The 21,394-nt window shown below is 43.5% G+C and carries 19 protein-coding genes and 4 tRNA genes; 7 read left to right on the top strand and 16 right to left on the bottom strand.

Annotated elements, in window-relative coordinates; genetic code table 11:
• Positions 1 to 16 precede the first annotated feature (16 nt).
• The 3 genes from pspC to pspA are packed head-to-tail and all read right to left on the bottom strand — an operon-like array spanning position 17 to position 1,358.
• Positions 17 to 433 carry an envelope stress response membrane protein PspC gene (gene pspC, locus E0Z06_RS05155; RefSeq protein ID WP_132582521.1) on the bottom strand — a complete coding sequence of 139 codons (417 nt, stop codon included), beginning with the start codon at positions 431 to 433 and terminating at the stop codon, positions 17 to 19.
• A complete protein-coding gene (gene pspB / locus E0Z06_RS05150) occupies positions 426 to 662 on the bottom strand; it encodes an envelope stress response membrane protein PspB (RefSeq protein ID WP_132582519.1) in 237 nt (78 codons plus the stop codon). Before pspB ends, pspC begins: the two co-directional genes overlap by 8 nt.
• Positions 663 to 686: 24 nt before the next feature.
• Positions 687 to 1,358, bottom strand: a complete 672-nt coding sequence (pspA, locus tag E0Z06_RS05145) for a phage shock protein PspA (protein ID WP_132582517.1) — start codon at positions 1,356 to 1,358, stop codon at positions 687 to 689.
• A gap of 184 nt (positions 1,359 to 1,542) precedes the next feature.
• Here pspA and pspF point away from each other — a divergent pair, with 184 nt between their 5' ends.
• From pspF to E0Z06_RS05115, 6 genes are read left to right on the top strand one after another with little or no spacing between them, the layout of a single operon-like run.
• Positions 1,543 to 2,634, top strand: coding sequence for a phage shock protein operon transcriptional activator (gene pspF / locus E0Z06_RS05140; protein ID WP_132582515.1), 1,092 nt, complete (start codon positions 1,543 to 1,545; stop codon positions 2,632 to 2,634).
• A complete protein-coding gene (locus E0Z06_RS05135) occupies positions 2,631 to 4,250 on the top strand; it encodes an ABC transporter substrate-binding protein (protein WP_132582513.1) in 1,620 nt (539 codons plus the stop codon). The genes pspF and E0Z06_RS05135 overlap by 4 nt, the downstream gene beginning before the upstream one ends.
• Positions 4,247 to 5,263: an ABC transporter permease gene (locus E0Z06_RS05130; RefSeq protein WP_132582511.1), complete on the top strand. Its 1,017-nt coding sequence runs from the start codon at positions 4,247 to 4,249 to the stop codon at positions 5,261 to 5,263. The genes E0Z06_RS05135 and E0Z06_RS05130 overlap by 4 nt, the downstream gene beginning before the upstream one ends.
• A gap of 1 nt (position 5,264) precedes the next feature.
• Positions 5,265 to 6,161, top strand: coding sequence for an ABC transporter permease subunit (locus E0Z06_RS05125; protein WP_132582509.1), 897 nt, complete (start codon positions 5,265 to 5,267; stop codon positions 6,159 to 6,161).
• Entirely contained in the window at positions 6,161 to 7,156 is a 996-nt protein-coding gene (locus E0Z06_RS05120) for an oligopeptide/dipeptide ABC transporter ATP-binding protein (RefSeq protein ID WP_132582507.1), read from the top strand. Before E0Z06_RS05125 ends, E0Z06_RS05120 begins: the two co-directional genes overlap by 1 nt.
• A complete protein-coding gene (locus tag E0Z06_RS05115) occupies positions 7,153 to 7,920 on the top strand; it encodes an ATP-binding cassette domain-containing protein (protein ID WP_132582505.1) in 768 nt (255 codons plus the stop codon). Before E0Z06_RS05120 ends, E0Z06_RS05115 begins: the two co-directional genes overlap by 4 nt.
• Positions 7,921 to 7,965: 45 nt before the next feature.
• Here the strand turns inward: E0Z06_RS05115 and E0Z06_RS05110 are convergent, their stop codons facing one another.
• The 13 genes from E0Z06_RS05110 to E0Z06_RS05050 form a co-directional block, all read right to left on the bottom strand.
• Positions 7,966 to 9,873: a SurA N-terminal domain-containing protein gene (locus E0Z06_RS05110; protein ID WP_132582503.1), complete on the bottom strand. Its 1,908-nt coding sequence runs from the start codon at positions 9,871 to 9,873 to the stop codon at positions 7,966 to 7,968.
• Between the two features lie 221 nt (positions 9,874 to 10,094).
• Complete coding sequence (gene hupB, locus E0Z06_RS05105) at positions 10,095 to 10,367, bottom strand: nucleoid-associated protein HU-beta (RefSeq protein ID WP_132582501.1); 273 nt, start codon at positions 10,365 to 10,367, stop codon at positions 10,095 to 10,097.
• A 210-nt stretch (positions 10,368 to 10,577) separates the two neighbouring features.
• A complete protein-coding gene (gene lon, locus E0Z06_RS05100) occupies positions 10,578 to 12,974 on the bottom strand; it encodes an endopeptidase La (protein ID WP_132582499.1) in 2,397 nt (798 codons plus the stop codon).
• Between the two features lie 139 nt (positions 12,975 to 13,113).
• Entirely contained in the window at positions 13,114 to 14,394 is a 1,281-nt protein-coding gene (gene clpX, locus E0Z06_RS05095) for an ATP-dependent protease ATP-binding subunit ClpX (RefSeq protein ID WP_132582497.1), read from the bottom strand.
• 54 nt (positions 14,395 to 14,448) lie between these two features.
• Entirely contained in the window at positions 14,449 to 15,072 is a 624-nt protein-coding gene (clpP, locus tag E0Z06_RS05090; RefSeq protein WP_207903146.1) for an ATP-dependent Clp endopeptidase proteolytic subunit ClpP, read from the bottom strand.
• Positions 15,073 to 15,177: 105 nt separating this feature from the next.
• Positions 15,178 to 16,488, bottom strand: a complete 1,311-nt coding sequence (tig, locus tag E0Z06_RS05085) for a trigger factor (protein ID WP_132582495.1) — start codon at positions 16,486 to 16,488, stop codon at positions 15,178 to 15,180.
• 238 nt (positions 16,489 to 16,726) lie between these two features.
• Positions 16,727 to 17,980 (bottom strand): glutamate-5-semialdehyde dehydrogenase, encoded by a 1,254-nt coding sequence (locus tag E0Z06_RS05080; protein WP_132582493.1) that lies wholly within the window; start codon positions 17,978 to 17,980, stop codon positions 16,727 to 16,729.
• Complete coding sequence (proB, locus tag E0Z06_RS05075) at positions 17,977 to 19,098, bottom strand: glutamate 5-kinase (RefSeq protein ID WP_132582491.1); 1,122 nt, start codon at positions 19,096 to 19,098, stop codon at positions 17,977 to 17,979. The genes E0Z06_RS05080 and proB overlap by 4 nt, the downstream gene beginning before the upstream one ends.
• 196 nt (positions 19,099 to 19,294) lie before the next feature.
• Positions 19,295 to 19,795 carry a GNAT family N-acetyltransferase gene (locus E0Z06_RS05070; RefSeq protein ID WP_207903145.1) on the bottom strand — a complete coding sequence of 167 codons (501 nt, stop codon included), beginning with the start codon at positions 19,793 to 19,795 and terminating at the stop codon, positions 19,295 to 19,297.
• A 118-nt stretch (positions 19,796 to 19,913) separates the two neighbouring features.
• Positions 19,914 to 19,990, bottom strand: a tRNA-Pro gene (locus tag E0Z06_RS05065).
• Positions 19,991 to 20,008: 18 nt separating this feature from the next.
• Positions 20,009 to 20,084 (bottom strand) — tRNA-His (locus tag E0Z06_RS05060).
• 24 nt (positions 20,085 to 20,108) lie between these two features.
• Positions 20,109 to 20,185: transfer RNA gene (locus E0Z06_RS05055), tRNA-Arg, on the bottom strand.
• Positions 20,186 to 20,229: 44 nt separating this feature from the next.
• Positions 20,230 to 20,306: transfer RNA gene (locus E0Z06_RS05050), tRNA-Pro, on the bottom strand.
• 198 nt (positions 20,307 to 20,504) lie between these two features.
• On the opposite strand from E0Z06_RS05050, the gene folD reads away from it, so the two are divergent.
• Complete coding sequence (folD, locus tag E0Z06_RS05045) at positions 20,505 to 21,365, top strand: bifunctional methylenetetrahydrofolate dehydrogenase/methenyltetrahydrofolate cyclohydrolase FolD (protein ID WP_132582487.1); 861 nt, start codon at positions 20,505 to 20,507, stop codon at positions 21,363 to 21,365.
• Positions 21,366 to 21,394 lie beyond the last annotated feature (29 nt).

Here is a 21,394-nt window from a genome sequence, read left to right as displayed (position 1 = left end):
GCTGGGGTATACCGCCCTATAAGCTATTAAATTCGCGGTTTAACTGAAACTTAGTTGAAGTGACATGGCGTTCCATGTCTCTTAACCGCAGTTCCAAACCATTAAACTGATTGGTTAAATGTTGTAGCGCTTGCTTGGGCGCCTCGCCTCGCTGCCAAAGTCGTGTTTTAACTTCTATGGCCTTTTCTGTTGGCGGGCTTAGTGTACTATTGGCTGCGGTTTTAAGCGCAGCTTTCGACTTTTTTTCTAACACCACCCAAGCAGCGATATATAGCACGAGTATTAAACCACCCGCTCCGAGAAAAAAAGCCGATACGGTAATAATACGCACTAACCATAGTTCCCAGCCAAAATAATCTGCCACACCTGCACAGACACCCGCAATTTTTGCGTTCGCGTCGTCGCGCAGTAGTTCACGCCTAAACTTAGTCATGTTGGCTTCTCCACTTTGGGCTTTCTACATCTAAAATAGCTTCAAGAGTTTTAATACGGTCAGCCATTTTTTCTGCTTTGTGGGCTAAATCATTTAACTGCCCTAACTCTTGATCTGATAACCCTTGGCCCATTTTATGTTTACTACGGTAATGCATGATGACCCAAATAGGTGCAACAAAAATCATAAACAGAATAAAGGGTACACCTATGACTTCAGCAATGCTCATTGTAGACTCCTAAATGCCTGACGATCAGGCATCTTTACCTGTCTGATTAACTTTAGCTTTTAATGCGGCTAATTCGTTATCAATTTTATCTTGAGCGGCCAGTTCAGCAAACTCATCCTTAAGGGTTTTCTTGCCTAAATCATAGGCTTCAACCTGCGCTTCTAACGTATCAATTTTCTGCTCGTAACGCTCAAATTTATACATCGCATCATTAATACGGTTGCTGTCTAACGTCTTTTTAACTTCCAAGCGTGACGACACCGTTTTTTGGCGCATTAACATCGATTTTTGCCGTGCTTTAGCATCAGCTAATTTTTCTTGCAGCTGCGACACTTCATCTTGCAGCTTACTAACATGCTCATCTAAATTAGCAATATCTGCCGCTACTGCATTTGCTTGGTCCGACGCTTTTTGTCGTTCAATAAGCGCAGAACGTGCCAAATCCTCTCGCTCTTTACTTAACGCCAATTCGGCTTTAGCTTGCCAATCAGCCACTTCTTCGTGTAACCGATTAACTAAGCGCTGCAGTTCTTTTTTCTCGGCAATAGTTTTAGCAGAAGAAGACCGAACCTCAACTAAGGTGTCTTCCATTTCCTGAATTATCAAACGCACCATTTTTTCTGGATCTTCGGCTTTATCTAACAATGCGTTAATATTTGAATTCACAATATCTGAGAAGCGTGAAAAAATACCCATAATATTTACCTCATAATTGACTGGTGTAGTACACCCTAACCTATTCAGTTTTCTTGCCAACTTTTCATGTTAATTTAACACAATGATTAATATCGTTTTTTATTTATTTCGCTTTAATACTTTAGCTATCAGTCATTATGAAATACACTACTAATTAGCGAAATTAACTAACTAATAGCAGTCTATGAGCAGAAAATTTCAACAAGATAATCTGGTTGGTCAGTCTAACAGTTTTCTTAATGTGCTAGATCAGGTGTCACAAGTTGCCCCTTTAGATAAGCCGGTATTAATTATTGGTGAACGAGGTACCGGCAAAGAGTTAATTGCCGCACGGCTGCACTTTTTATCGCAACGCTGGGATCAGCAATATTTAACGTTAAATTGCGCATCTTTAAATGAAAACTTGCTAGAAAGCGAGTTATTTGGTCACGAATCAGGGGCGTTTACTGGTGCGAGCAAGCGCCATGAAGGCCGCTTTGAGCGCGCACATGGTGGCACCTTATTTTTAGACGAGCTAGCAAATACGCCAAGTTTAGTGCAAGAAAAGTTGCTTCGAGTAATAGAATACGGCGAATTTGAACGTGTTGGTGGTAGTCGAGCGATAAAAACCGATGTCAGGTTAGTTTGCGCTACCAATGAAGACTTGCCGCTACTGGCAGAACAAGGCGAGTTTCGCGCCGACTTACTTGACCGGTTGGCGTTTGATGTTATAACGCTGCCACCTATGCGCGAGCGCCGCGACGATATTCTGCTACTCGCCGAGCATTTTGCTATTAATATGGCTCGCGAATTAGGTTTTGAATTATTTAGTGGTTTTAGTGAGAAAGCTAAGCGCATACTGCTTGATTATCATTGGCCGGGTAATGTCCGTGAGCTAAAAAACGTAGTAGAGCGCAGTGTTTACCGCACTAATAATGCCTATGTACCAGTACATGATATTTTGCTTGACCCATTTGACTCACCGTACCGCCCACAACAACGGATAAAAGCAATACGTACAACGCAACCAACGGTTATAGAGACTGATTCAACTGCGCAGACACCAACAGCACCTGCCGCGTTATTAATGCCAACAACAAAACCAGAACAGTTTAATTTTAACCAAGTGCAAGACTTTAAAACACTGTCACAAGATTTTGAAGTGAGCTTAATTAAGCAAGCTCTGGCCGCCAGTCAATATAACCAAAAAAGAACGGCAGAGCTGCTGAACCTGACCTATCATCAGCTACGTGGCTATATGAAAAAGTATCAGTTACTGGAAAGCCAACAAGCATGAACTTAAAAACACGCCACTTATTACTCTTGTTATGCACGAGTGTTTTTGTTGGCGGCTGTAATAACGATTTACCCGAAACGGTACGCAGCGGATTAGTATATTGTTCTGAGGGGTCACCAGAAACCTTTAACCCACAGTTAGTTACCTCAGGCACCACTATCGACGCCATTAGCCAGCAATTGTACGACCGTTTATTAGATATTGATGCTAACAATGGCGAACTAATACCGGGCTTAGCACAAAACTGGCAAGTGAGTGATGACGGTAGGGTGTATCACTTTACCCTGCGCTCAGAGGTACAGTTTCATCAAACTGAATATTTTCAGCCATCTCGTACTCTTAATGCTGAAGATGTGGTGTTTACCTTTAACCGCATTATGCAAAAAAGCCATCCATTTCATCAGCAAGGTGGCGCAAACTACCCGTACTTTCAAAGTGTTGACTGGGCCGATTTAGTTAAAAGCGTGGTTGCAGAAACACCCTATTTGGTTAGGTTTGAACTTAGCCGACCCGATAGCTCATTTTTGTCTAACTTAGCTACCGATTTTGCCGCTATTTTGTCTGCCGAATACGGCTCACAGCTAGTTAAATCAGGCAAATTATCGCTGATGGATAGCCTGCCAATTGGTACCGGGCCATTTCGCTTTAAAGAATACCAAAAAGACGTGTTAATCCGGTATTACCGGCATAAAAACTACTGGCGCGAACTTGCTAAACCCGAGCAACTTGTCTTTGATATTGTTCCCAATAATGCACGTCGCATGGCCAAGTTATTTACCCATGAATGCGATATTGTTGCTTTTCCGCGCGTGGCTGAGCTAGGGTTAATTAGTAAACGGGCCGATGTTGACGTACAAGAAAGTACCAGTATGAATATTGGTTTTTGGGCATTTAACACCGAAAAACCGCCTTTTGATAATGTCAAAGTGCGCCAAGCATTAGCTTACGCCATTAACCGCGACGCTATTTTACAAGCGGTGTATTTTGGCCATGCTACCGCCGCTAACTCGGTATTACCACCTACCTCTTGGGCCTATAATCCGAATGTTGAACCGCAAAGCTATAATCCGCTTCAAGCCAGAGTATTATTAGCTGAAGCCGGTTATCCAAACGGCTTTAGTATGGATATATGGGCAATGCCGGTTCAGCGCTTATATAACCCTAACGCGCTAAAAATGGCTGAGTTAATGCAGGCTGATTTAGCCCAAATTGGTGTAAAGGCGCGCATTGTATCTTATGAATGGAATAGTTTTCGCCGTAAACTTGGCGCTTACGAGCACGACTCGGTACTGATTGGCTGGTCTGCAGATAACGCCGATCCTGATAACTTCTTTCGGCCATTACTAAGCTGCAGCGCGGCACTTACTGGCTCTAATCGCGCCAATTGGTGCGATGCTAATTTTGATAATCTCATTAGCCAAGCGTTGCTAACGGCAGATCAAAACCAGCGCCGCAGCTATTATTTCGCAGCACAACAATATCTGGCAGAGCAAATGCCGTTACTTAGCATTGCTCATTCACAGCGCTTTCAAGCTATTAGTAGCGACATTAAAGGTGTGAAAATTAACCCCTATGGTGGCATTGCATTGGCTAATGCGCAGAGGGATAGTAAATGATTATGTATTTGCTACGTCGGTTATTTTTGCTTGTCTTTGTTTTTATCGCTTTAAGTGTTTTTGCTTTTAGCCTAGCGTATTTATTCCCCGGCGACCCACTACAAAACTTTACTGGGTTAAGACAAATTTCGCCCGAGCAATATGCATTACTAACTAGCGAATATCAGCTTGATAAAAATTATATTCTGCAATATTTAGCTTATCTTAGCCGAATATTTAGTGGTAACTGGGGCATGTCATTTTCTAGCCAACAACCGTTACTACAAGAAATGAAAATGTTGCTGCCTGCCACGTTAGAGCTGGCCTCCTATGCGTTACTTATTTCTTTTTTTATTGGTATTCCTATTGGTATTTTATCGGCTATTAAACCCGATGGCGTGTTCAGTAAGTTGGTGTCTGCAGTTGCTGTTGCTGGCTATTCCATCCCCATATTTTGGTGGGCGTTATTACTGATTATGCTATTTTCACTAGGCTTAGGTTGGCTACCCACCGCCGGTAGAATCGGGGTTTTGTATGAGATTAATCATGTCACCGGCTTTATGCTGCTAGATATTTTATTAGCTGCAACACAGCACCAACATGAAGCTTTACTAGATGCTCTTAGCCACTTAATTTTACCAACACTAGTACTAGCTACCTTTCCCACCACAGTAATGGTGCGTTTTACCCGAGATTCTATATTAGAGGTTTGGGAGCAAAGCTACATTAAAGCCGCACGAGCAAAAGGCTTAAGCCGGGGTCAAGTATTGTACCGTCACGCCTTACGCAATGCGTTATTACCCGTGATCCGGCAAATTGGCTTACAATTTAGTACGCTGATTACGTTAGCAATGATTACCGAGGTTATTTTTTCGTGGCCAGGTATCGGCCGCTGGCTTATTGACAGTATTTATCAGCGTAATTATCCAGCCATTGAAGCAGGTTTGTTAGTGATATCAACCTTAGTGATCAGCGTAAATATGCTGACAGAAATTTTACATACGCTATTTAATCCATTGGCAAGGAAACGCTGATATGGCAAAGTTTCGTTTATTGCCTGACGAGCAACTTGCACGCTCACCTTTTCGGCAGTTATGGCGTGAGTTTGCCCGCCAGCACAGCGCGGTTGGCGGCTTACTGCTGTTTAGCGTATTTGTATTTTTAGCCATACTGTCACCGCTTTTAACCCCACATGATCCTTATATACAAAATGATGCCATGCTGCTGTTGCCACCATCATGGTCTGAACAAGGCTTGGTACAATACCCTTTTGGTACAGACGATTTAGGTCGAGATCTGTTTTCACGTTTGCTCGTTGGCGCTCGTTATACCTTTGGTATTGCTATGATTACAGTAATAGGCGCATTAATTATGGGCTTATTGCTAGGTACATTGGCGGGCATGAGCAAAGGCCTAAAGTCGAGCATTTTTAATCACGTACTAGATTTAGCGCTTAGCATCCCGTCACTGCTGTTAGCAATCATAATAGTAGCGATACTAGGCCCGGGCCTACAAAACACCACCTGGGCCATTATGCTGGCAATGCTGCCACAATTTGTGCACGGTATCCGCAACGTGATAGCAGAGCAACTAAGCCAAGATTACGTTATAGCCTACCGACTAGACGGCGCAAATAATTGGTATGTATTTACCCGGGTTATTTTGCCTAATATTTGGGAGAGCCTAACCCTAATGGCTACCATGGCATTATCTACTGCAACATTAGATATCGCTGCACTTGGCTTTTTAGGGCTTGGTGCACAGTCACCCAGCGCGGAATGGGGTACTATTATGGCCGACTCACTTGATCTTATTTATATAGCCCCTGTAAGTGTAGCTGTGCCGGGCTTACTGATTTTTTTAGCAGCGTTATCAATTAATTTAGTTGGTGATGGCTTGCGTAATGCAGTTAAAAAGCGGCGAGAAAACTAATGCAGCTACTGGATATTAAAAACCTAACCATTGAATTAACTACACCTGACGGCCTAATTCGCGCAGTTGACCGAGTAAGCCTAAGCATGCGCGAAGGCGAAACTCGGGGTTTAGTCGGAGAATCAGGCTCGGGTAAAAGCTTAATTGCAAAAGCAATTGTTGGTGTGTTGAATAAACGCTGGCGCGTAACAGCAGATAGCTTTGGTTGGCGCGGACAAGAACTTAGCAACCTACCCTACGAGCAACAGCGTAAAATTATTGGTCGCGATGTGGCGATGATTTATCAAGAACCCAGCAAAAGTTTAGATCCGACTGCTGCGATTTTAGATCAACTTGAAGAAGCAATACCCGATCATCGGTTAGAAGGGCCTTGGTGGAAACGCAGCTATATGCGCCGGCGTAGAGCTATAGCGTTATTGCACAAAGTAGGTATTCGGGATCACCAATCCGTTATGCAAAGTTACCCATATCAATTGTCAGAAGGCATTTGCCAGAAAACTATGATTGCGATGGCTATTGCTAAGGATCCTAAATTACTTATTGCTGACGAACCAACAACGGCGCTTGAAACGACCACACAAGCTCAGCTATTTAGATTACTTGCTAGCTTTAACCAGCTAAAGGGTATGTCGATATTGCTGATCAGCCACGAATTAGAACTTATCGCTCGCTATACGCAAAGCCTTAGTGTGCTTTATTGCGGACAATTAGTAGAAGCCGGCGAAACAGCGAGCATTATTAAACAACCGTATCACCCTTACACCCACGCCTTGATTAAAAGCGTACCTGGATTTCAACCTAATTTACCGCCCAAAACGCCGCTATACGCTCTACCTGGCAGTATTCCGGTGTTTCAGCACCTACCTATAGGTTGTCGGCTTGGCCCGCGCTGTCCTAATGCTCGCAAAGAATGTGTAAAGACACCGGCATTAGAACGGCTACACAATCATTACTACAGTTGTCACTTTCCTCTTATAGGCAATAAAGCACCATGAGTATATTGCTTGAAGTACGTAACTTAAGTAAAACGTATAGCCAACAAGCGGGGCTGTTTCGTCAGCGTAGTATCTGTGCATTAAACGACATTAGTTTTAGCCTGCTAGAGGGTCGAACGCTAGCTATTGTCGGCGAAACCGGGTCGGGTAAAAGTACGCTTGCCAAATTGCTAGTGGGTATTGAAAAGCCTGATCAAGGGGAAATTATACTTGCCGGTACGGCAGTACAAATTAGCCACTATCGTCAATATAACCATATTATTCGTTATATCTTTCAAGACGCTACTACATCACTTAATCCACATCAAAAGGTTGGACAGCTGCTAGACGATACGTTGCGCTTTAACACGCAAATGAATGTTGAGCAACGGCGACAAAAAATTCGTCTCACATTAAAACAACTTGGCTTATTGGACGATCATGCTGAGTTTTATCCGCACATGTTCTCTGGCGGGCAATTACAAAGGGTAGCGCTGGCTAGGGCGTTAATTCTTGATCCTAAGTTGCTTATTTTAGATGAAGCCTTAACCGCACTTGATCCATCGTTACGGGCGCAAATTGTTAATTTACTCTTAGAGTTACAACAAAAGTCAGGTTTAGCCTATTTACTCATTACCAATCATCTACGTTTAATTAAACATATTGCTGATGATTTACTGGTTCTGCATTACGGAAAAATGTTGGACTATGGGGCTACGGCCCACGTTATTGCCAACCCGCAACACGATTATAGCCAAAAACTGATTAGTAGCGCTTCAGCATAAAAAAAACCGTGGCGAGCCACGGTTTTTTGTTTTCACTATTATCTATTACATCTCTGCATTTTGCGCAGCGCGTAAATTACGCGTAATAGTTGCTTTAGCTTTCATCGATGCGATTAGGGCAGCAAACGTTTGTTCAGCTTGTTGCTGGGCTAAGCGATCTAGCTGAGCAGGTTCTGGTACCACCGTAACATCACTATCTTTTACAGCCAGTACAGAAACCAGCGCACTGTCACCATTGGCAAGTGTTAATAATTCAACCGTCGGTTTATCAACCGGGCGCGCCATGGCAAAGGCTTTCGCACGAATTTCAGCATCTAAGGTGCCGCCAAAGCGCGGTGTATCTAGTGCCTGTTCCAGTGTTACACCAAGCTGCTCTGCTTGCTTAGCTAAACCGTTTTCAGCAATATCGGCTAATGCGGTTTCGGCTTGTTGCTTGGCAAGTAACGCGCTTTGCTCTGCACGAACCGCTGCTTCAACTTGCGCTTTAACTTCGTCAAAACTCTGGATACGTGCCGGTTGATAATCTTTTACTCGAACGACTATCGACCGTTCTTTACCTAACTCAATTAACTCACTGTTTAATCGCTCTTGAATAAAACCTGCATCAAACAGCTTATTCATCACTGCAGGCTCTGACAGCGGCGCTGTGGCCTCATTACGGCTAAACAACGGCGTACTCATAACCTTTTGTTGCGTTGCTTCTGCGGCATCTTCTAGCGTATCTGGCACTTCAAAGCTAACTTCAGACAAACGCTGTTGTAACTCATAAAATGCAGTAATAGCACGGTCTTGCTTTATTTTTTCAGCAATCTCTGCTGATACGTCAGCCAAGGCTTGTACTTGGGCAGGCTCTAACGCTACCAATTTAATAATGTGATAACCATAAGCGCTTTTAACAACACCACTAAGTTCACCAACTTGTTGCATCGCAAACGCGGCTTTTTCAAAATCGGCGTCCATATCACCAACAGCTAACCAGTCTAATACACCACCTTTTTCTGCAGAAAAAGTATCAGCTGATTTAGTTTTAGCTAGTTCAGCAAAATCTGCACCGGCTTTAATTTGCGCTAATAAAGCGTCAGCTTGTGCTTTTATATCGCTGTTATCTTCTTCAGACTCAAGCATAATATGCGCAACCTGACGGCGCTCTTCAACCATATAGCGCGATTTATTCGCTTGATAATAAGCTTCAATTTCAGCTGGCGTTACATTTTCATTAGACGCTAGCGTATTTGCAGAAATTTCGATGTACTCTACCGCTACTTTTTGCTCTGTTTCGTACTGAGCTAAGTTTGTTGTGTAGTAATCCTGTAGCATTTGTTCAGTTAATGTCACTTTATTCGCATAATTTGCAGCGCTAAAGCGGATAAAACTGATATCACGTTGCTGCTGTTGTAACTTAATCAACATCTGCATTTCTTTAGCTGTGGCAAATTCACTTTCAACTAAGCCGCTAATTAATTGGCTACGTGACAATTGCACTCGCATTATTTCGCGAAACTGTTCTGGCTGGTAACCAACTTGGCGCAATAGCGCTAAGTAGCGGTCGTTATTGAACTGACCATCAACCTGAAACTCAGCCATACCGCGAATAGTTTGGCGTATTTGCTCATCACTAACACGTAAACCCAGTTTAGCAGCAAGTTGCTTCTGTAAGGTTTCATCAATAAGTCGTTCTAGAATGTCACTACGAAACTTATTCATGTAGGCACTGTCAGCGGATAATGCTGCGTACATTTCGCCAAATTGCTGTTGCATACGAGCACGGCCATTTTGAAACGCCTGCTCAAAGTCTTCACGGCTAATTTTTTCACCGTTAACTTCAGCCACATTAGTTTCTGCTGGCGTACTTAAATAACTGCCCACACCTGCTAGGGCAAATGTGAGGATCACTAAGCCTAAAATAGACTTGGCAATAACTCCTTGTGAGCCTTCTCTGATTTTTTCTAACATCTTAGCGCAATCTCTTTATTCACTTTAAGCGGCTGGGAGACAACATTACAGCTGCGTTGTTGCCGTAAAAAAAAACGCATCTTAACAGATGCGCTTTTCTTAGAGAAGCCTTGGAAGGCAGTGGCTATTATATTCTAAAGCCTTTTAAACCGTTTTGACTAAGCAGCCCATCCGATTGATTGCGCTTCCAACTAGGTTTTGTCGTTAAAACAAAACCGAGATTAGTTACAGGCGTCTTTTAATGCTTTACCTGGCTTAAAAGAAGGAATTTTCGCAGCAGCGATTTGAATAGTTGCACCAGTTTGCGGGTTACGGCCAGTACGGGCTGCACGCTCACGTACACTGTATGTACCAAAACCAACTAATGCTACAGAGTCGCCTTCCTTAAGAGCCTCGGTAACAGCATCAATGAACGAATCTAAAGCACGACCTGCTGCTGCTTTAGAAATGTCTGCACCAGCAGCAATTTTGTCGATAAGTTGAGACTTGTTCACAATATCATCCCCTTCAATTGTTATTATTTTAAACGGCTACACTTCACTAGTCTTGTAAGTGAGCTTCTTCGTTATAACAAGCATTTTATGAGCTTGCAAGCAAAAGAAGCGCCAAAACCAATATTTCCTGCTTTGACTGCAGCCCTTGTATAGCAAGGGCTTTATCGAAACTTTTCATAACTTAGCACAGCCAACGGGAATGAAAAGCCCCTAATTAGGATTTTTTTCCGTTTTTTTGCTTTTTGCTGATTTTTTTACCGTTTCTGGCACTGAAACACGGCTCAAAGGCTCTTGCAACGCCAGTTCAAGCACTTCGTCTATCCATTTTACAGGACAAATTTCAATGTCGCCTTTCACGTTATCAGGGATATCTTTTAAATCGCGTACGTTATCGTGAGGAATTAATACCCGCTGAATACCACCACGATGCGCCGCTAGCAGCTTCTCTTTTAATCCGCCAATAGGTAACACTTCACCCCTTAGGGTTATCTCACCGGTCATGGCGACATCTGAACGCACAGGGTTACCAGTAAGGCTAGATACCAGTGCTGTTACCATGGCAATACCGGCGCTGGGGCCATCTTTTGGTGTTGCGCCCTCAGGTACGTGTACGTGAATGTCGCGTTTTTCGTAGAAATCTTCATTAATGCGTAAGCCTTCGGCACGGCTTCGCACCACAGTCATCGCGGCTTGAATCGACTCTTTCATAACGTCGCCTAAAGAGCCGGTAAAGGCTAGTTTGCCTTTACCTACCACCGATGCCGCTTCTATGGTAAGTAAATCCCCACCAACTTCGGTCCAAGCTAAACCTGTTACTTGGCCTATGCGATTACTGTCTTCGGCTTTGCCGTAGTCGTAGCGCTGCACACCAAGGAAATCCTCGAGGTTTTTCTGGTTAATAACGACTTGTTTTAAACCTTTAGTTAACAGAATTTGTTTTACCGCTTTGCGGCATAATTTAGAAATTTCACGCTCAAGACTACGCACACCCGCTTCGCGGGTGTAATAACGAATAATGCCTATAATTGCACTGTCTTCAATAACAATTTCATGGGCTTTTAAACCATTACGGCCGATTTGCTTGTTGATAAGATGCTGCTTAGCAATATTCAACTTTTCATCTTCGGTGTAACCCGACAGCCGTATTACTTCCATACGATCGAGTAACGCCGCCGGAATATTTAGGCTGTTAGAGGTAGCAAAAAACATGACATCAGATAGATCGTAATCAACTTCCAGATAGTGATCACTAAAAGCGGTATTTTGTTCAGGATCAAGTACCTCAAGCAACGCCGCTGACGGATCACCACGGAAATCTGATGCCATCTTATCGATTTCATCGAGTAAAAATAGCGGATTACGTACCCCTACTTTAGCCATCTTCTGAATAATTTTGCCTGGCATTGAACCGATATAGGTCCGACGGTGGCCTCGGATCTCAGCTTCATCTCGCACACCACCTAAGGCCATGCGTACATACTTACGGCCAGTGGCTTTAGCTACAGACTGCCCCAGCGAGGTTTTACCTACGCCTGGTGGTCCAACTAAACATAAAATCGGTCCTTTTAACTTGTTTACCCGCTGTTGCACGGCAAGATACTCAACAATACGCTCTTTAACTTTTTCTAAACCATAGTGATCGGCATTAAGAATTTGCTCGGCTACCGCTAGGTTTTTCTTCACTTTACTGCGTTTTTTCCAAGGCACGTTAGCCAACCAATCGATATAACTGCGCACTACGGTAGCTTCAGCTGACATCGGTGACATCATCTTTAGTTTTTGCAGTTCAGCTTTAGCTTTATCTGCAACCTCGGCCGGCATCTGTGCTTCTTCAATTTTCTTACTTAGGGTTTCAAATTCGTCAGGCGCGTCTTCTAGCTCGCCCAGCTCGCGCTGAATGGCTTTCATCTGTTCATTCAGATAATACTCGCGCTGGCTTTTCTCCATTTGTTTTTTAACGCGGCTACGAATACGGCGCTCAACTTGAAGAATATCAATTTCGCTTTCCATCATCGCCATTAAAAATTCTAACCGTTCGGTTACGTCGAAAATTTCCAGTACTTTTTGCTTATCTTCGACCTTCAATGGCATATGTGCAGCCATAGTATCCGCTAAACGCGCAGGCTCATCGATACCGCTTAATGCGGTTAGCACTTCTGGTGGGATCTTCTTGTTAAGCTTAATGTAACCTTCAAACTGATTAATCGCTGAGCGTAAGAATACTTCTTGCTCGCTGCTATCAACCTCAGCCGTTTCAATAATATCGACATAGGCCGCAAATGAGGCGTCGGTTTCAGTAAACTCAACCAACCGCGCACGGCGACTGCCTTCAACTAACACTTTAACCGTACCGTCTGGCAGTTTTAATAATTGTAAAATAGTCGCTACGGTACCAACTTGGTATAAATCGGTAGCGGCTGGGTCATCCAAAGTGGCGTCTTTTTGGGCAACCAAAAAGATTTGCTTATCGTTGTCCATCGCGGCATCTAAACATTTTATAGACTTTGCCCGTCCAACAAACAATGGAATGACCATATGGGGATATACGACAACGTCGCGCAGAGCCAACACGGGCATATGCAAACGTTCAGCATTTTCTGATGTCATGAATTCTCTCTCGAATTTAGTTTCTGCAGGCGCGAATATATTTAAGTATATGGGGTTCGTTTTAAAAACTTCAATTACCAATACGAAAAAGGAGCTAAATCAGCTCCTTTTTTATAAAAAATGTTGCTCTGACACTATTTTAGTGTGATTCAGCCACAACTGGCTCGTTGCTTTGATAAATTAAAATCGGCGTGCTTTCACCGCGGATCACAGTTTCATCAATAACAACCTTAGTAACATCCTTCATTGATGGCAGCTCGTACATGGTATCAAGCAACACAGCTTCTAGGATTGAGCGCAGGCCGCGAGCACCGGTTTTACGTTCCATCGCTTTTTGTGCGATGGCCTTTAACGCATCTTCACGGAACTCAAGTTCAACATCTTCCATGGCAAATAAAGCCGCAAACTGTTTAACCACCGCATTTTTCGGTTCGCTAAGAATAGTAACTAACGCGGCTAAATCTAGTTCAGTTAGCGTTGCCACTACCGGCAAGCGGCCAATAAACTCAGGAATAAGGCCATACTTAACGAGATCTTCTGGCTCGACATCGCGAAATGATTCGCTGATGCTACGTGTGCTTTCTTTGCTGCGCACCTCTGCACCAAAACCGATACTTGAGCCTTTAGCACAGCGCTGCTCGATTACTTTATCTAAGCCAGCAAACGCGCCACCACAAATAAATAAAATTTTAGAGGTATCTACCTGCAAAAACTCTTGTTGCGGGTGCTTACGCCCACCTTGTGGTGGTACTGAAGCAATAGTACCTTCGATCAGTTTTAGTAGCGCTTGTTGCACACCTTCACCAGATACATCTCGCGTAATAGACGGATTATCTGATTTACGTGAAATTTTGTCTATTTCATCAATGTAAACAATACCACGCTGTGCTTTTTCGACGTCGTAATCACATTTTTGCAGCAGCTTTTGAATAATATTTTCTACGTCTTCACCAACATAACCGGCTTCAGTTAAGGTTGTGGCATCGGCCATAGTAAAGGGCACGTCCAATAAGCGTGCTAAGGTTTCAGCAAGTAAGGTTTTACCACTGCCTGTAGGGCCAATTAATAAGATATTACTCTTACCTAGCTCAACGTCTTGTTTGTGCTGTGCACTACGTAAACGTTTGTAATGATTATAAACTGCAACAGCTAGTACTTTTTTAGCGTGTTCTTGACCGATTACATAATCGTCAAGGTGCGCTCGGATCTCTTTCGGCACTGGTAATTTATCAGCGTCGCGTTTCGGAGAAATATCTTTAATTTCCTCGCGAATAATGTCATTGCATAAATCAACACATTCATCACAAATATAAACCTGTGGGCCTGCGATCAATTTACGCACTTCATGCTGTGATTTGCCACAAAAAGAACAGTACAACAGTTTACCGCTCTTATCGCCGTCAGTGCGGTGATCAGACATGTAACTACCTCTTTTACTACGGAGCAGTCAGCTATTACTGACTGCATAAAATGATTACTTCGCGTCTCTGTTAGTAAATATGGCATCTACTAAGCCATATTCCAAGGCTTGTTGTGCACTTAAGAAATTATCACGCTCGGTGTCTTTACATACTTGTTCATAAGTCTTGCCAGTATGCTCGGCCATTAAACGGTTTAACTTTTCTTTTATGCCCAAAATTTCACGAGCATGTATTTCAAAATCAGTAGCTTGGCCTTGAAAGCCGCCTAAAGGCTGGTGGATCATTACCCGTGCATTTGGCAAAATATAACGCTTGCCTTTAGCGCCACCAGATAATAAGAATGCGCCCATACTGGCCGCCTGACCTACACAAATGGTGGAAATATTTGGTTTGATATACTGCATGGTATCGTATATTGATAAGCCAGCAGTAACCGATCCGCCTGGTGAATTAATATAAATGTAAATATCTTTTTCTGGGTTTTCTGACTCTAAAAATAACAATTGCGCCACAATTAGATTGGCCATGTGATCTTCAACTTGGCCGGTCAAAAATATAATACGATCTTTTAATAAACGTGAGTAAATATCATAAGAACGCTCACCTTTCGCAGTTTGTTCAACAACAATTGGTACCAAAGCGTTTACGATATCATTAAGATGATTCGGCATAGACATGTTGTAGGATTCCCTCTAAATGGCTGGGTTTTATTGTCGCAGAAAATAAAATGGCCCGAACTGTTGTCCGAGCCATTAAAGCCGTCAAGCCCAAATAAGTCAATATTAGTTGGCGGCTTGCGGGTTCATTATCTCGTCAAACGCCGCTTTTTGTTCTGTTACTTTCGCGCTAGCTAAAACAACTTCAATAGCTTGTTCTTCCAGTGCTACGTTACGCATGCTCTGTAATAACTCTTTATTACTATTGTAGTACTGCACTACTTCTTGCGGATCTTCATAAGCAGACGCAACCGTTTCAATTAATTCTTGAACTTTCTTGTCGTCAACTTTCAATTCGCTAGTTTTAATTATTTCACCCAGCAACAAACCAATTTTAACCCGATCTTTTGCCTGCTCTTCAAATAATGATGCTGGCAATTCTGGTAATTGTTTCGGGTCCATATTGTTACCGAAGCGCTGCATAGCTTGTTTACGCAACACATCAACTTCACCACTAATTAAAGCTTGTGGTACTTCAATGTCGTTATTGGCTAATAAGCCTTTAATCACTTGTTCTTTTACTTTTGCTTTAATGTTTTGGTTTAGCTCACGTTCCATATTTTTGCGTACTTCAACTTTTAACGCATCGATAGTGGCGGTTTCTAAACCAAACAACGCTGCGAACTCGTCATTAAGCTCAGGCAGTACCTGCTTTTCTACTTTATTTACAGTAACAGCGAAGCTAGCCGCTTTACCTTTTAAGTTTTCAGCGTGGTATTCTTCAGGGAAAGTAACGTCAACCGTAACTTGCTCACCGGCTTTTTTGCCAATGATACCGTCTTCAAAACCTGGGATCATACGGCCTTCGCCTAAATCTAGATTGAAGTTTGTGGCTTTACCGCCTTCAAATTCTTCACCATCAATAGAGCCAACGAAATCAATAACAACGCGATCGCCTTTTGCGGCTTTAGTTTTTTTCTCTTCCCACGTAGCGTGTTGCTTACGTAAGGTATCTAGCATTTTCGCCATATCTGCGTCAGCTATTTCTACTACTGGTTTGTCTACGGCTATTTTATCTAAGTTTTTAACTTCTATTTCTGGATAAACTTCAAACGTAGCTTTAAATTCTAAGTCTTTACCTTGTTCTAACTGACCAGGTGCAAACGTAGGTGTGCCAGCTGGAGCAAGTTTATTAGCAATAATCGCATCATAGAAATGACGCTGCATTTGCTCACCTGCAACTTCTTGCAACACTGCCATGCCATAACGCTTCTGGATCAATGCTACAGGCGCTTTACCTGGACGGAAACCGTCGATACGCTGGCGTTTTGCCAGATCACGTAAACGGTTTTTTACTTCTGAATCAATTTTGTTGGCCGGTACAGTGATCGTTAACTGGCGCTCTAAACCCTGAGTGGTTTCCACAGAAACTTGCATCTTGTTACCTCAAATTCAAAAACGGGCGCGTAATCAACGCCTTAGCAGTATGGTCTAGTATAAAAAAACGATACCTAACCAGACCTGTTATAAAAAAGGACGCGGCATTATAGCGGGGTAAATGTCTGACGTCGAGCCCTAGCTTAAGCTCGATTTAGCTAAACTTTGTGGCATAAAAAAACGCAGTCTAGTCAGTAAATTATCCAGACTGCGTTAGCTATTTTGTGGTTTTTACCAACTAAAGACGTGTTTGTCCGCTACCGGTCACAACATATTTTTCGGTAGTTAGCGCTTCTAGCCCCATTGGGCCATAAGCATGCAGTTTGCTGGTTGATATGCCTATTTCCGCACCTAAACCCAGCTCGCCGCCATCAGAAAATCGCGAAGAGGTATTATGCATAACCACCGCAGAATCAACTTGGCGAATAAACCGCTCTGCATTAGTGTGATTTTCTGTGCAAATAACTTCGGTATGTTGGCTACCGAACTGGTCAATATGTGCCATCGCGCCATCGATATCATCAACAATACGGATTGCGATTTCTGCAGCTAAGTATTCTTGGCCAAACTCATTGTTTGCAATAGGCTGAGCTTGAGCGAAATAGCCGATACTTTGCTGACAAGCGTGCACGATCACGTCGTGCTGAGAAAATGCAGCGGCGACTTGAGGTAGAAATTCAGCTGCAATCACCTTATTAACCAGCAGCCCTTCTAATGCATTACACACACCTGGGCGCTGCACCTTACCGTTAATCAGTAGCTCTAACGCCATGTTTAAATTTGCTGATTGATCAACATACAGATGGCAGACACCTTTAAAATGTTGAATTACTGGAATACGGCTATGTTCAGTGACAAAGCGAATTAAACCTTCTCCACCGCGCGGAATAACAAGATCGATATACTGATCTTGCTTTAACAAAGCCAGCATTAAATCACGGTCTGGGTCTGGCACGATGCTAACAACCTCATCAGGTAGCTGATGTTCGCGAAGTGCTTGCTGCATAGCTTGTGCTATCACTAAACTGGTTTGAATCGCCTCTCGGCCGCAACGTAAAATAACCGCATTGCCCGATTTAAAACACAGTGCCCCCGCATCTGCAGTAACGTTAGGCCGTGCTTCGTAAATCATGCAGATCACGCCCAACGCAATGCGACGTTTTTCAATATTGATGCCATTAGGCCGCTGCTCAATATGCCGAGTTGCGCCTACTGGATCGGGTAGCGCGATTATTTGCTCTATGGCTTTAGCCATAGCCTCAACACGCTCTGGCGTTAATGTTAAACGGTCAAGCATCGCTGCACTGGTGTCATTAGCACTGGCTGTAGCAACTTCATCTTTATTTGCTTGTAAAATACTGTCTGTGGCACAGCGAATATGGTCAGCCATGCTCTGTAATACGGCATTTTTTTGTTCGGTAGTTAAATTAGCGACAGCTTTAGCAGCTTGTGACGCTTTAGCGGCAATGCTGGCCGCGATATCGGTATTCATATTCTCTCCAATAACATCATTTCGCTGCGATGGATTACGGCATCACTGCCGGTAGGGCAATAGCCAAGACAAGCGGCAATATCTCTGCTTTGCTGCCCTTTAATCGAAAATAGCTCGCTAGCGCTAAATCGGCTAACACCTTTAGCTACTTTACGCTTACCCAAAGCACAACGTATTAGTACCGCATCACCCGATTCAAATTCACCTTTGATGCTAACAATACCACTGCATAACAATGAAGCGCCGTGTTGGCTTAATGCTTCAATGCAACCATCATCGACCCAGATTTCGCCTTTAGCTCTTAACGTATGACGCACCCACTGCTTTTTATCCGACAAAGGATTAGCATGGCCGTAAAAAATGGTTCCCGGATTTTCACCCGCTAAAAGACGTTGAAAACTTTGTTCTTGGTGACCATCAATAATTAAGGTATCGATCCCATGTGCGACGGCTTTTTCTGCAGCTTCTATTTTAGTTCGCATACCACCAGTACCGACATTTGATGATGCCCCACCCGCTAAGGCATAAATTTCAGGGCTAATATGTTGCACCGTAGGTATTAAAGTTGCGTTTGGATCTTTGTTTGGATCAGCAGTATATAAACCCGCCACATCTGAACAAATTATTAATGCATCCGCGTTTGCGACCGTTGCCACCATTGCGGCAAGGTTGTCATTATCGCCAACCTTTATTTCATCTGTGGCTATCGTATCGTTTTCGTTAACTATGGGCAGTACTTGATGATCTAACAATCGGCGCAGCGTATTTTGAATATTAAGATGCCGTACCCGATCGCTAAGATCGCCGTGTGTTAGTAATACCTGAGCGCAAGGGAAATCGAAGCATCTGCTCCAAAAATTCATAAGTTCGCTTTGGCCAACAGCCGCCATAGCGCGCTTTAACGCTATGGGCACACGTTGATGTTGAAAGTTAAAATGGTGGCGGCCAGCGGCTACACTACCTGATGAGACAAGGATCACTTCGAGACCCTTTAGTCGGCACTGCCGGATAAATTCGGCTATGGGACGCAAATATTGCTCACTACACCCCTGGTTTTCTGGCGCGATTAGGGCACTACCGACTTTAAGTACGACCCGACGCCAGGATGGGTTAATCATAACTCCTCCAATGGTTGTTCCGGCGGGTATAATAACAAAAATGGCGTTTCAGTGCCACTTAGGGCGGGAGTGTCTGCCTTGAACGGTTGCAATCTGGCCACATAAACAATTGATTTTATAGCACAATAAGCATAATGAATACCCACCATAAGTTAGTAAAACATGAGAGCCTAGTGCAACGAGCCGGTAATCAAAATTAAGAATACAGCTGAATATAGTCGTCTTCTGGCGTCATTTTCACCATTTTTTCAAAGCGTAATCCTAAGCGATTAAGCAATTTAATTGAGCTAATATTACTCGCGCTAGTAAGGCCGACTATGCGTTTAAGCTTTAATGAGCCATAGCCAAAATGCATTACGGCAGATGCGGCCTCAAAGGCATAGCCTTTACCCCAAAATTCGGGCGCAAAAGCAAAACCGATGTCGGTTTCTTGTAACTTTTCTCGGTATAACAAACCACAAAACCCGATGGGCATTTGGCTTGCACATTCTTCAACTAAAAATAAGCCATAACCATATTGCTGATAACTTTTAATTGGCCCTTCTGCTAGGTAATACATAGCATCAAGCTCGGAGCGTACGCCTCGATCAGCAATATTATCTATAAAAGAAGGTTCATTGAGTAACTGACAAGTGAAAGCGGCATCGGTAGCCAGCAAATGACGTATACGTAAACGCGGAGTTTCAGCAATAACCACAAACATTATCCTTAATGTACTAGCTAAATTCAGCATACATTAAGCGCGACACATATTGAAACTACTTTGTGGTTTAAATTTTAATTGAGTAACGAAGTTTATTTTTGACTGTATCTAATGGTCGGTGATGCAGGATTCGAACCTGCGACCCCTTGGACCCAAACCAAGTGCGCTACCAAGCTGCGCCAATCACCGACTGCAAGAACAAAGGAATGGGGTGGATGATGGGGCTCGAACCCACGACAACCGGAATCACAATCCGGGGCTCTACCAACTGAGCTACAACCACCGTTGAACATTTTTACACTTGTTATGGCGCGCCCGATAGGATTCGAACCTATGGCCTACGGCTTAGAAGGCCGTTGCTCTATCCGACTGAGCTACGGGCGCAAAATCTAAAACCCTACCAAGCTACAAACTTACTGTTTTATTATTGGTCGGTGATGCAGGATTCGAACCTGCGACCCCTTGGACCCAAACCAAGTGCGCTACCAAGCTGCGCCAATCACCGACTTCGCTGCACTAGTGCAACGGGGCAGGATATTACAGCTGAGTCGCTGTAGCGTCAAACCTTTTTTTGCACAAAGCAATCGATTGCCTATTATTTGAACCTATTGTTGATAAATGCAACCAAACCATCTCAAGATGGAGTTCTGCTTATAGCTGTGCGAAAATATGTGGTAATAAAATAGGCTAGAGATATAAGCAAATGACCGCACAAATAATTGATGGGAAAGCTGTTGCCCAAGCAACAAAAGATAAAGTTGCCGCACAAGTTCGAGCGCGCGTTGCCGCTGGAAAACGACCGCCAAGCCTTGCGGTAGTGCTAGTGGGTATTGACCCAGCATCACAGGTTTACGTGGGTAGTAAACGTAAAGCCTGTGAAGAGGTAGGCTTTCGCTCAGTATCTTATGATTTACCGTCTGACACCAGTGAGCAACAACTTAACGATCTAATAAATGAGCTTAATAATGACGATACCATAGACGGTATTTTAGTTCAGCTTCCCCTACCCGCTGGTTTAGACTCTTCAGCTATTTTAGAACGTATTAACCCAGATAAAGATGTTGATGGCTTTCATCCCTACAATATCGGTCGTTTAGCTCAGCGCATGCCCGCGCTGCGTTCGTGCACTCCCAAAGGCATTATGACGCTACTACAAAGCACAGGGGTTAATATTAAGGGCATGGAAGCCGTAGTAGTTGGCGCGTCGAATATAGTGGGTCGCCCCATGGCATTAGAGCTGCTATTAGCCGGCTGTACTACAACGGTATGTCACAAATTTACCAAAAACTTGGAGGCCCAAGTGCGTCGTGCCGACTTATTGGTAGTGGCAGTGGGTAGACCTGAGTTTATTCCCGGCGACTGGGTAAAACCCGGTGCGTTAGTTATTGATGTTGGGATCAATCGGTTAGATTCAGGTAAGCTAGTCGGTGATATTGAATATGCAACAGCGGTAAAACACGCCCGCTATATTACGCCCGTGCCCGGCGGAGTTGGCCCAATGACGGTCGCCAGTTTAATTGAAAATACCTTAGAAGCTTGCGAGCTTTATCACGATAAACACTAACAACAAAAAACCGCCTAACGGCGGTTTTT

It is taken from the genome of Rheinheimera sp. D18, assembly GCF_004345025.1.
GTDB classification, from domain to species: domain Bacteria; phylum Pseudomonadota; class Gammaproteobacteria; order Enterobacterales; family Alteromonadaceae; genus Alishewanella; species Alishewanella metallidurans.
This window is presented reverse-complemented; position numbering and strand designations above follow the sequence as displayed.

Excerpts from the sequence above, each read along its gene's own strand:
- E0Z06_RS05120 (WP_132582507.1), top strand. The coding sequence starts at position 6,161 with ATGCAGCTACTGGATATTAAAAACCTAACCATTGAATTAACTACACCT.
- pspF (WP_132582515.1), top strand. The coding sequence starts at position 1,543 with ATGAGCAGAAAATTTCAACAAGATAATCTGGTTGGTCAGTCTAACAGT.
- E0Z06_RS05080 (WP_132582493.1), bottom strand. The coding sequence starts at position 17,980 with ATGAATACCGATATCGCGGCCAGCATTGCCGCTAAAGCGTCACAAGCT.
- E0Z06_RS05115 (WP_132582505.1), top strand. The coding sequence starts at position 7,153 with ATGAGTATATTGCTTGAAGTACGTAACTTAAGTAAAACGTATAGCCAA.
- folD (WP_132582487.1), top strand. The coding sequence starts at position 20,505 with ATGACCGCACAAATAATTGATGGGAAAGCTGTTGCCCAAGCAACAAAA.
- clpX (WP_132582497.1), bottom strand. The coding sequence starts at position 14,394 with ATGTCTGATCACCGCACTGACGGCGATAAGAGCGGTAAACTGTTGTAC.
- proB (WP_132582491.1), bottom strand. The coding sequence starts at position 19,098 with ATGATTAACCCATCCTGGCGTCGGGTCGTACTTAAAGTCGGTAGTGCC.
- pspA (WP_132582517.1), bottom strand. The coding sequence starts at position 1,358 with ATGGGTATTTTTTCACGCTTCTCAGATATTGTGAATTCAAATATTAAC.
- E0Z06_RS05110 (WP_132582503.1), bottom strand. The coding sequence starts at position 9,873 with ATGTTAGAAAAAATCAGAGAAGGCTCACAAGGAGTTATTGCCAAGTCT.
- pspC (WP_132582521.1), bottom strand. The coding sequence starts at position 433 with ATGACTAAGTTTAGGCGTGAACTACTGCGCGACGACGCGAACGCAAAA.
- lon (WP_132582499.1), bottom strand. The coding sequence starts at position 12,974 with ATGACATCAGAAAATGCTGAACGTTTGCATATGCCCGTGTTGGCTCTG.
- E0Z06_RS05135 (WP_132582513.1), top strand. The coding sequence starts at position 2,631 with ATGAACTTAAAAACACGCCACTTATTACTCTTGTTATGCACGAGTGTT.
- clpP (WP_207903146.1), bottom strand. The coding sequence starts at position 15,072 with ATGTCTATGCCGAATCATCTTAATGATATCGTAAACGCTTTGGTACCA.
- pspB (WP_132582519.1), bottom strand. The coding sequence starts at position 662 with ATGAGCATTGCTGAAGTCATAGGTGTACCCTTTATTCTGTTTATGATT.
- tig (WP_132582495.1), bottom strand. The coding sequence starts at position 16,488 with ATGCAAGTTTCTGTGGAAACCACTCAGGGTTTAGAGCGCCAGTTAACG.
- E0Z06_RS05125 (WP_132582509.1), top strand. The coding sequence starts at position 5,265 with ATGGCAAAGTTTCGTTTATTGCCTGACGAGCAACTTGCACGCTCACCT.
- E0Z06_RS05130 (WP_132582511.1), top strand. The coding sequence starts at position 4,247 with ATGATTATGTATTTGCTACGTCGGTTATTTTTGCTTGTCTTTGTTTTT.